We start from the raw sequence: 1,718 nt of genomic DNA, 5'->3' as shown, positions 1-1,718 counted from the left end.
TTATCCTCAATTTTCTGCCGTCCTCGCTACGGGCGCTATTCTCGGTCAGGCTCCTGAGCGGATCTCCGTGATGAAGCAACCATGATAAGGAAAGTCTGCAAATTGACAAGGGGCAGGCTCTTTAATTGCGGAAATTGTTGACCGGTGAACCGCTCATATTCAGTCCCGGGTCGCCTCCCGCTGCCTGACCGTTTCAGTGGAAGATGTGTCCCAAGTGGAAAAACCACTGCTTCTGTGAATGTAGGAAGTGGAGTGCTCTTGCTGAAGTTCAGTGGTTTCGGCAAAGGTCGCGGTTCTGTCTCTCTTGGCCTCTTCTTCCTGCTCCATTTTTTCGAATCTTTCTTGCGCCATTTTTTGGCGTTCTTTATCTTCTTCTGTCTGGATAAACTCTGCTTGCCTCAAGTAAACGTAGAGACCGGTCAATGATAACTGCGAATAGAGCAGATTCATATCCATGTTAGATAGCGGGCGGTCAATAGCCCCGGCACCGACCAGTACACTGTTCACAGTATCGCTATCGTAGCCTTCCATAATGTCCCTGACCTCCTCCCAGTCCTCTTTGCCGGGTTTCCAGTCCCTGGCTTTCGGATCTTTCCGCCCGGGTTTGTTGAGCGCTTTGCCTAACTTTTTTTGTAACTCCCTCTCCTGCTCAGCATGCTCCGCCATGCTCGCACTCTGGGAATGACGGGCATAATCAATAAGGCCCTTACAAAACCTGCAGATGGCTACGACTCCCGAAATGCCACCTGCCGCAAGCATTGCTGCAGTAAAGAATGCCAATACGACTACTTCTTCCCGGTATTCAGGCTTGTTCGGTTGCTGAGCGGGTGTTGACGGAGTCACAGGCACCGCTTTGTCACCCTTCAGGATCCTGCGAACCTGCCGGTACCACTCAATACCATAATCTTTACTATCGGCTTCCATAAAAAGGGCGGAGAGGTCTTCCTGATGACGACGACGTTGGCTCTCTTTGTGCCAAAGGGTGGAATGGCTGTTAAACAGCTCAGTCAAAAAGGAAAGATAATGAATAAATGCAGGATCTCTGGCAATCTCCGGGTTCTGCTTTTGTTTGTCCACCTTGAAGCCAAGAGAACGAAGCGCCTTGCCACGGAGAAAAAGCTCCTGCATTTCTACCAGAATAAAGCCGAGCTGCCGGGCTAACTGTTCCCGGGATAGCGGGTTGGACGGAAACTCTCTGAAACTGTTCTGCACAGCCTCCTCAATCAGCTCCTCCATGGAGTCCATTCGGTCTTCAGCTATGACCCCCTGAAGCAGCACCGGATGGGTTCGGTACCAGTCAAGAACATCCCGGGATTCCTCCATGACCGGAGCACGGCTGAATGCCTGCAGGAGGTGAAACATGGGGCGGTCCGGGTAACTGTCATCTGTATCATTGTCACCGGTGACTTTGGTAATAGTATGTCGGGTAGCCTGCTGGACAAGCCTGGTAAGAAACTGCTGTCGCACTTCTGCCTCATTGTCTGGAGCAAAGTGAACTGTCGGCCACCAGTCCTGCTCATAGCGGTCATGGATTCGCCGAACTGAAACCATGAGGGCTTTTAGCAACCTCTCATTTTCTTCTGCAAAGACGTAATCAAAATAAAGTCTGTTCAGATTGTTCCGGGCATTTCTGAGAGCCTTCTGTTCGGGTGACTCAACACTCCCCCAACAGGAAGCCACCAACATCAGACTGAAAAGCACAGACCATAAAGCGCGAT

Annotated in this window: 1 protein-coding gene; it reads right to left on the bottom strand. The window is 50.9% G+C overall.

Annotation, left to right across the window (positions count from 1 at the left end; all coding sequences use genetic code 11):
• Window positions 1-159: 159 nt before the first annotated feature.
• Window positions 160-1,718, bottom strand: a 1,559-nt coding sequence (locus tag KDK17_RS01850; RefSeq protein WP_257287210.1) for a hypothetical protein, incomplete at its 5' end; no start/stop codon positions are given.

The organism is Endozoicomonas sp. SESOKO2, from assembly GCF_024606245.1.
Classification (GTDB): Bacteria; Pseudomonadota; Gammaproteobacteria; order Pseudomonadales; family Endozoicomonadaceae; genus Endozoicomonas_A.
The sequence above is the reverse complement of the archived record's forward strand: the minus strand, read 5'-3'. Positions and strand labels throughout refer to the sequence as shown.